We start from the raw sequence: 7,642 nt of genomic DNA, 5'->3' as shown, positions 1-7,642 counted from the left end.
AGACCGAGGCGCAGGCGCTGCGCGAGGCGAGCGTCGACCGCTTCAAGAAGTACACATCCGTGCACGGCATCTTCGACGGTCCGATCCCCTCCGCGATCGCCTACGCGCGGTCCACCGCCGACGTGTCGGCGATCCTCGCGTTCGCGGACGAGAACCTCGTCAACGTCGTGCCCCGCACCGGCCGCACCGCGACCGAGGGCGGACTCGAGACGATCGTCGAGGATTCGATCGTGCTCGACGGCTCGCGAATGGACGCGATCCTCGACATCGACCCCGTCGACATGATGGTCACGGCCCAGTGCGGCGTTCCGCTGCAGCTGCTCGAAGACACCCTTCGGGCGCAGGGCCTCACGACGGGGCACTCACCGCAGTCGAAGCCGCTCGCGCAGATGGGTGGACTGGTCGCGACCCGGTCCATCGGCCAGTTCTCCACGCTGTACGGCGGGATCGAGGACATGGTGATCGGGCTCGAAGCCGTGCTGCCCGACGGCGAGGTCGTACGCATCAAGAACGTGCCGCGACGCGCCGCCGGACCCGACATCCGCCACATCATGATCGGCAACGAGGGCGCGCTTGCCGTCATCACCGAGGTCACCGTCAAGGTGTTCACCTACCAGCCGGAGAACAATCGTTTCCTCGGGTACCTCGTCGACTCGCTCCCGGCGGGCGTGGCAGGTCTCCGCGAGATCATCGTCGCCGGCTACCGCCCGTCGGTGGCACGCGCGTACTCCGAGGAGGACGCCGCGCAGCACTTCTCGCACTTCGCCGACGGCAAGGCCGTGGTCGTGGTCGTCGCCGAAGGACCGAAGGGCGTGGCCGACGCCACAGCCGCCGGCGTCGAGGAAATCTTCGCCAGCATCCCGCACGAGAAGGTCGACCCCGCACTGATCGAGAACTGGTTCGACAACCTCAATTGGGGGCAGGACAAGATCGACGCCGAGAAGCGCGAGATGCTCGAGAAGGCGCGCCTCGGCTACACGACCGAGGTATCGATCGACTGGTCAGGCGTCGAGGAACTGTTCGAGTCCGTCATGCGCCGCGCACGCACCGAGTTCCCGCGCGCGGCGGACCTGCGGATGCTCGGCGCGCACTCCTCGCACAGCTACCAGACCGGCACCAACTTGTACTTCGTCTACGACTACGACATCGCCTGCGAGCCGCGCGAAGAGATCACCGAGTACCACGAGCCCCTCAACGCGATCGTCGTGGAGGAGGCACTGCGCCTCGGCGGCTCCATGGTGCACCACCACGGCATCGGCAAGTACCGCACGCCGTGGACACATGAGGAGCACGGCAGCGCCTACCGGCTGCTGCGCACCCTCAAGGACGGGCTCGACCCGCGCGGGATCATGAACCGCGGGACCATCTATCCCCTGGACGACGTCGCCACGCCCGAGGCCGAGATGGCGACGCGGGCGTGAGCGCGTCGGCGGCGGGGTACGTCGTCGCGATCGACAACGGCTCGCAGAGCACGAAGGTCCTGATCGTCGACGGCGACGGGACCGTGCACGCGAGCGCCCGTGTCGCGCTGCGGCCGTATTCGTCGCCCGCGCCGGGTCGATGGGAGCATCCGGACGACGACCTGTGGGACTCGATCGTCGCCGCGACGCGCGCCGCGGTCGCCGACTTCGCGGGGGATCCGGCCGAGATCCGCGGCATCGGCCTGTGCACGATCCGCTTCTGCCGGGCCGTGCTGCGCGCTGACGGATCGCTCGCCCAGCCGGTCATGAGCTGGATGGACGAGCGTCTGCCGCGCGCGTACGAGCGTGAAACCGACGAGGCGGTGTACGTCACAACTTCGTCGGGGTACATCACTCACAAGCTCACCGGAGAGCGCCAGGATGCCGCGGGCAACGTACAGGGCAGCTGGCCTATCGACACTGCACACTGGGCCTGGAGCATGGATGCCGCCGAGTATGAGCGTGTGGGTCTGGGACGGGAGATGTTGTTCGACCTGGTCGCTCCAGGCGAGGCACTCGGCACTCTCGCCTCCGAGGTAGCACTGCTGCTCGGTCTGCCCGCGGGAATCCCCGTGATCGCGACGTCGAACGACAAGGCCGTCGAAGCCCTGGGTGCAGGGCTCCAGGACGAGGGGGACGCATTGTTGTCCCTGGGCACGTACGTCGCGACCATGACGCCAGGGGATCGTCCGCTGCCACCGCATCCAGACGTGTGGACGAACTTCTCGTCACAGCCCGGCGGATACCTCTACGAAAGCGCCGGAGTGCGACGCGGCATGTGGACGGTCAGCTGGTTCCGCGACGTCGTATCCGGGTCCATCGAGGCAACGTCGGAAGATGACCTCAACCGCGGTGCCGACAACGTCCCGGCTGGCGCGGGCGGCCTCGTCGCTGCTCTGGACTGGCTCGCGCCCGCGGATGAGCCGTGGCGGCGCGGGGCGCTGGTCGGCTTCGACGGCACGCAGGGACGGTTCCACATCTATCGGGCGATCCTCGAGGCGCTCGCGATCGAGACCGAGAGCGCTGACGCCCGTGCGCGCCGCGCGCTCGGGCGAGACCGTCGTTCCCTCATCGTCACCGGCGGTGGAAGCGAATCGGATCTCATGCTGCGCATCCTGGCTGCCGTATATGGGGTACCCGTGCGCACACCCCGTGTACGTGACGCAGCTGGTATGGGGGCAGCGATCTGCGCGGCCGTCGGGACGGGGCTGCACCCCACCTGGGCTGACGCCATCACTGCCATGGTGGGGACAGGACAAGAAATTCAGCCCGACCTCGAACTCGTCAGCGCGTACGGGGAAGTCCGTCAGACGTACAGACGAGTGATTCCCCGCGTGCGGACGCTGTTCTCCCCATAAGTCACTCACGGCAGATGTCCCGCGATACATGCAGAAGGGGAGCTCGCCCGAGGTGGAAGAGCTCCCCTTCGCGGGGCCGAGGTTCGACGTCCAGGTCTACTTGGAGCCGTATCCAACTGGGTTGCCCAGGGAGGGCGTGCGCGGCGTGCATGCACAGTCGGACAGATCCAGCTCGAGCTGGATGGTGACGGCGAGCGGGGTGCCGTCGCGGGGGTCTTCGATCGTGACGTTCTTCTCGATCAGCTGGTTGGCCATGTGAGTACTCCTTGGGTTGATTGCGCCCGGCGGGGCGCTGGGTGGTGGTTCGAGCGGCCGGTCAGCCGACGGCGACGCGGGTGGGCTCGAGCTGGATGACGGGCGCTGCGCAGCAGCTGCTGCCGGCCCCGTCGAAGTCTCCGGATCCGCCGCAGACGCCGGTGTCGGGAAGGACGAGCTCATTGCGCTCGGCGCCTGCATGGTCGCCCGCGAGGTGGGCGGCGACGCTGCGAACCTGCTCGAACCCGGTGAGAGCGAGGAAGGTGGGGGCGCGCCCGTAGCTTTTCGCGCCGACGATGAAGAAGTCCGGCTCGGGCTGGGTGAGGTCGCGGGCCCCGGTGGCGCCGATCGATCCGCAGGAGTGGACGTTCGGGTTGATCTCTTCCGCGATCCCGGCGACCGCCTCCAAGGACGCATCCAGGTCGATGCGCATCTCCGACAGGATGCTCACATCGGGGCGGAATCCGGTCAGCGCGAACACGCGGGACACCCCGTCGACCTCCTTGCCGTTCTCCGCGACGATGCGCAGCCCCGCCGCCTCGTCGTGGAACTCGGCGACGCGGAAGCCCGTCACCACCTCGACAACACCGGCTTCGATCACCTTGCGCGCTCGGGTGCCCAGAGCTGCACGCTCGGGCAGTTCATCGCCCGCTCCACCACCCAAGACGTTGCCCGTCGTACCGCGACGCAGCAGCCACGTCACCCGGGTGCCTGGGGTTCTGCGCGCCAGCTCGCTCAGCCGGAGGACGGCATGCACTGCGGAGTGCCCGGCACCGATCACGACCAGGTGCTGCCCCGCACACGCGGAGACATCCTCCGGGATGCGGTACGAGATCCGTGAGGCCGCGACCGCGGCCCGCTCGCCGAGCGCGGGCAGCCCGTCCGCCCCGGCAGGGTTCGGGAGCGTCCATGTGCCGCTGGCGTCGATGACGGCGCGCGCGGAGATCCGCCCTTCTGCCCCCTGCGTGTCCCGGGTATGCACGATGAACGGCTGCCCCTTACGGCCGCTGTCGACCATCAGATCCCGGCCCTTGCGGGCGACACCGGTGACGATCGTCGAGTAGACGACGCGGTCACCGAAGACGCGGGCGAGCGGGTCCAGGTAGCCGGCGACCCATTCGGCTCCCGTGGGGTAGCCCGAGTGCGGTGCGGTCCACCCGGTCGGCTCCAGCAGACGCCGGGCGGCCGTGTCGGTGAGTTCCGGCCAGCTGGAGAACAGGCGCACATGCCCCCACTCGGACACCGCAGCAGCTGGCCCATCGCCTCGCTCAACGACCGTCACGGCGATGCCACGCTCCGTCAGGTGGGCGGCCGCAGCAAGCCCTTGGGGGCCGGCGCCGATGACTACGACGGGAAGCTCGCTCATCACATCTCCTCAAATCGAAAAACTTCAATATGAATAGCCTGCTCCTCCTATCGAAGTTTGTCAATGCGTGCGATACTGGTGTCATGAGTCTTCCTGCCACCCTCGACACCTCGACGTCCTGCTGCGCCCCTCGGGTGACAGCAGCGATCACGGTCGAGGACGCGGAGCGCGTCGCACGGGTGTTCAAAGCGCTCGGGGATCCGACACGGGTGCGCCTGTTGTCGCTGATTGCCGCCGGTGACGGTGGGGAGGCGTGCATCTGCGACCTCACCGCGCCGGTCGGACTGTCGCAGGGCACGGTGTCGCACCACATGAAGTTGCTCGCCGACGCGGGGCTTGTCACCCGCGAGCAGCGAGGGAAGTGGGCATACTTCGCGATCACCGACGGGGCGCTGGACGCCGCCGCGGACACCCTGCGTTCGGTGTGACGGCCCGGGCCCCGGGCTCCCGGTTCGGGGGGCGGCTTGTCGCGCTGTCGCTGGGGCAGGTCATCAGCTGGGGGGTTCTGTTCTATGCGTTGATCGTCGCCTCGCCCGCGATCGCGGACGCGACAGGGTGGCCCGTGGCGCTGGTGACGTTGTCGTTCTCGGGTGGACTCGCTGCGTCGGCGATCGCGGGCGTCGTTGTCGGGCGCTGGCTCGACGAGCGTGGGCCTCGGATGATCATGACCGCGGGAAGCATTGTCGGTGCGGGTGGGCTGGTCATCGTCGCGGCCGCGCCGAATCTTGTCGTGTTCACGGCGGGGTGGATCGTGGCGGGGACCGCGCAGGCCGCGGTGTTGTACCAGGCCGCGTTCACGGTGATCGCTCGCCGGTATGGAGACCGCCGCCGGGGTGCGATGACGATCCTCACCCTCGCGGGAGGATTGGCGTCGACCGTCTTCGCTCCTATCGTCGCCGTGTTGCTGACGGTGATGGATTGGCGGTCGGTGTTTCTTGTCCTCGCCGTCGTCCTCGTGGTGACGACCACACCGCTGCACTGGTTCTTTCTCGAGTCGTCCTGGCCGCCCGTCGTCCATGATGCGTCGGCCGATCACCATACGGTGGCGAGCGTGGTGCGCACGCGGCGCTTCTGGATGCTTGAGGCGTCGATGCTCACCTTGGCGGCGGCGCTGTTCAGCGTCACACTCGCGATCATTCCTCTGTTCACTGAGAAGGGGATGACGTACGAGGTCGCCGCTTGGGCGCTGGGGCTGCTCGGCGCCGGCCAGGTGATCGGCCGACTGCTGTATGTCGCCATCCCACACGCCGCCGCACCCTGGGTGGCGTTGGCGGCGACGGCGGGGCTGAGCGTCATCGGGCTTGCTCTGCTCGCGATCGTGCCTGGGCCGCCGTGGCTGCTCATCAGTATCGGCGTGGGGGTCGGAGCCGTGCGCGGTGCACAGACGCTCGTGCAGGGCTCTGCCGTCGCTGACCGGTGGGGCACGCGGAACTACGGCTCGATCAATGGTGTCTTCGCCGCACCGATCACGGCGATCGGTGCGGTCGGTCCCGCACTCGGCCCGCTCATCGCGGTGGCGACGGGGTCGTACTCCGCCATGGCATGGGTTGCTGTCGGGTTCGCCGGGCTTTCACTCATTTTCGCCCGCTTCACCTGATCTCGCCGCCCGGTCAATGCCGCCCGCCTCCGAGCTGCGAGACGCACCGGCGTGGACAGGGGTCGTTGATCCCGCTGCGCGGGTTGACGTGCTCCACGCTTGGGTAGCGATCTGCACCGCATCCCAGGGGGAGCCGAGCGGCGGGGTATAGGACAGGTCGAGGTCGCTGATCGCGTCTACGGACATGCTGTGGTGCAGTGCTGTCGCGAACGTATCGACGCGCTTGGATATCTCGGCGCTGCGCGATCCGAGCAGTTGCGCGCCGAGGAGACGCCCCGATTCGAAGTCTCCGGTCACGCGGATGTGGATGGGGGTGGCACCGGGGTAGTAGCGCTTGTGGTCGTCGGCAGTGACGGTGTGGCTGTGCGGTCGATGCCCCGCGGTTTCGGCTTCGTGATCTCGAAGGCCCGTGCGGGCAGCCACCAGGTCGAACACCTTCACGACCTGGGTTCCCAGGCTGCCGTGGAATCGCGCATCGGCGCCGACCGCGTTCGCGCCCGCGACTCGCCCTTGTTTGTGCGCGGTCGTGCCGAGCGGAAGATACGTGTCGCCGAGAAGGCGATGACGGGTGATCACACCGTCCCCGCCCGCCCAGATCTGCGGGATCCCTGTCTGCATCCGTTCGTCCACGATGACGGCGCCGCCGGCTCCGGTTCGTGCCCCGATTCCGGTGAGGAGCTCCACATTGGGGCGCACACCCACCACGACGAGGACCAGCTCGGCGCGACGCACGAACGGGGCACCGTCGCGGGTGCCCTGGACCGCGAGGAGCCCGCTGTCGCGGCCGATATCGTGCACCTGCATGCCCGTTTCCACCGTGACGCCGTTGCGGTCGAGCTCGTCGCGCACGAGCGCTCCGAGTTCCGTGTCGAGGGTGGAGAGCACCTGGGGTCCGCGTTGCAGCTGCGTGACCTGGAGCCCGCGGATGGTGAGCGCTTCGGCCATCTCGAGGCCGACGTACCCCGCGCCGATGATGATTGCCGTCGACGGTTGATGCTCATCGAGGTAGTTCTCAAGAGCGAAGGTGTCACCCATCGTGTGGAGCGTATGCACCCCGTCCGCAGGCCCGAGCCGGTCGGTCCCGTGGATACCCGCCGTCGAGGCGGATGCGCCCGTCCCGACGACGAGCGCATCGTAAGGAATGGCGGACTCCGCTCCACCGTTGTTCCGCACGGTGAGTGTGCGGGCATTGACGCTGATGCCCGTCGCGAGCGTGTTGGTGCGCACCTGGAGACCGGCCGCTTCCAGATCGGCAAGCGTGCGATGTGCGAGCGACTGCCACGGTTGCACCTCCCGCGAGAAGTAGTAAGGGATGCCACAGATCGAGAAGTTCGGGTATGCATCGGCAACGACGACCGTCACATCAGCGGATTCGTCCACCTCTCGGGCACGGAGCGCCGCGGAGATTCCTGCGTCACTTCCCCCGATCACGACCAGGTGCATGTGAGTCCTTTCTGTCGAGACCTCGCCGCCTGCGAAGCCTCACTGACGCGCGCGACGTCCGCGCACCTGATCATCGCGTCGATCACGGCACGATCCGACACCCGGGCGGGAAGATCAACGAACCCTTTCGCCCCCGTTAACCCCGCGTTCATATAGATAGCCT

General features: G+C 67.9%; 7 protein-coding genes. 4 read left to right on the top strand and 3 right to left on the bottom strand.

Going from position 1 to position 7,642, the window contains the following annotated elements; all coding sequences use genetic code 11:
- Positions 1–1,421 (top strand): FAD-binding oxidoreductase (locus AX744_RS10660; protein ID WP_061016808.1); only part of this gene is annotated, 1,421 nt, incomplete at its 5' end.
- A complete protein-coding gene (locus AX744_RS10655; RefSeq protein ID WP_017201961.1) occupies positions 1,418–2,818 on the top strand; it encodes an FGGY-family carbohydrate kinase in 1,401 nt (466 codons plus the stop codon). The genes AX744_RS10660 and AX744_RS10655, both read left to right, overlap by 4 nt.
- A gap of 96 nt (positions 2,819–2,914) precedes the next feature.
- Here AX744_RS10655 and AX744_RS20305 read toward each other — a convergent pair whose 3' ends face one another.
- Together AX744_RS20305 and AX744_RS10650 are read right to left on the bottom strand one after the other, a co-directional pair.
- A complete protein-coding gene (locus tag AX744_RS20305; protein WP_017201962.1) occupies positions 2,915–3,073 on the bottom strand; it encodes a hypothetical protein in 159 nt (52 codons plus the stop codon).
- 61 nt (positions 3,074–3,134) lie between these two features.
- Entirely contained in the window at positions 3,135–4,439 is a 1,305-nt protein-coding gene (locus AX744_RS10650) for an FAD-dependent oxidoreductase (protein ID WP_061016806.1), read from the bottom strand.
- 83 nt (positions 4,440–4,522) lie between these two features.
- On the opposite strand from AX744_RS10650, the gene AX744_RS10645 reads away from it, so the two are divergent.
- A complete protein-coding gene (locus AX744_RS10645) occupies positions 4,523–4,867 on the top strand; it encodes an ArsR/SmtB family transcription factor (RefSeq protein WP_017201964.1) in 345 nt (114 codons plus the stop codon).
- Positions 4,864–6,036: an MFS transporter gene (locus AX744_RS10640; RefSeq protein ID WP_061016804.1), complete on the top strand. Its 1,173-nt coding sequence runs from the start codon at positions 4,864–4,866 to the stop codon at positions 6,034–6,036. The genes AX744_RS10645 and AX744_RS10640 overlap by 4 nt, the downstream gene beginning before the upstream one ends.
- Here AX744_RS10640 and AX744_RS10635 read toward each other — a convergent pair.
- Positions 6,010–7,479 carry an FAD-dependent oxidoreductase gene (locus AX744_RS10635; RefSeq protein WP_017201966.1) on the bottom strand — a complete coding sequence of 490 codons (1,470 nt, stop codon included), beginning with the start codon at positions 7,477–7,479 and terminating at the stop codon, positions 6,010–6,012. The two genes, AX744_RS10640 and AX744_RS10635, sit on opposite strands and share 27 nt — an antisense overlap.
- Positions 7,480–7,642 lie beyond the last annotated feature (163 nt).

It is taken from the genome of Microbacterium sp. CCH5-D1 (assembly GCF_001557335.1).
Lineage (GTDB): Bacteria > Actinomycetota > Actinomycetes > Actinomycetales > Microbacteriaceae > Microbacterium > Microbacterium oxydans.
Note: the sequence above shows the minus strand (reverse complement) of the source record. Positions and strands in the feature narration are given on the sequence as shown.

Excerpts from the sequence above, each read along its gene's own strand:
- AX744_RS20305 (WP_017201962.1), bottom strand. The coding sequence starts at position 3,073 with ATGGCCAACCAGCTGATCGAGAAGAACGTCACGATCGAAGACCCCCGC.
- AX744_RS10650 (WP_061016806.1), bottom strand. The coding sequence starts at position 4,439 with ATGAGCGAGCTTCCCGTCGTAGTCATCGGCGCCGGCCCCCAAGGGCTT.
- AX744_RS10645 (WP_017201964.1), top strand. The coding sequence starts at position 4,523 with ATGAGTCTTCCTGCCACCCTCGACACCTCGACGTCCTGCTGCGCCCCT.
- AX744_RS10635 (WP_017201966.1), bottom strand. The coding sequence starts at position 7,479 with ATGCACCTGGTCGTGATCGGGGGAAGTGACGCAGGAATCTCCGCGGCG.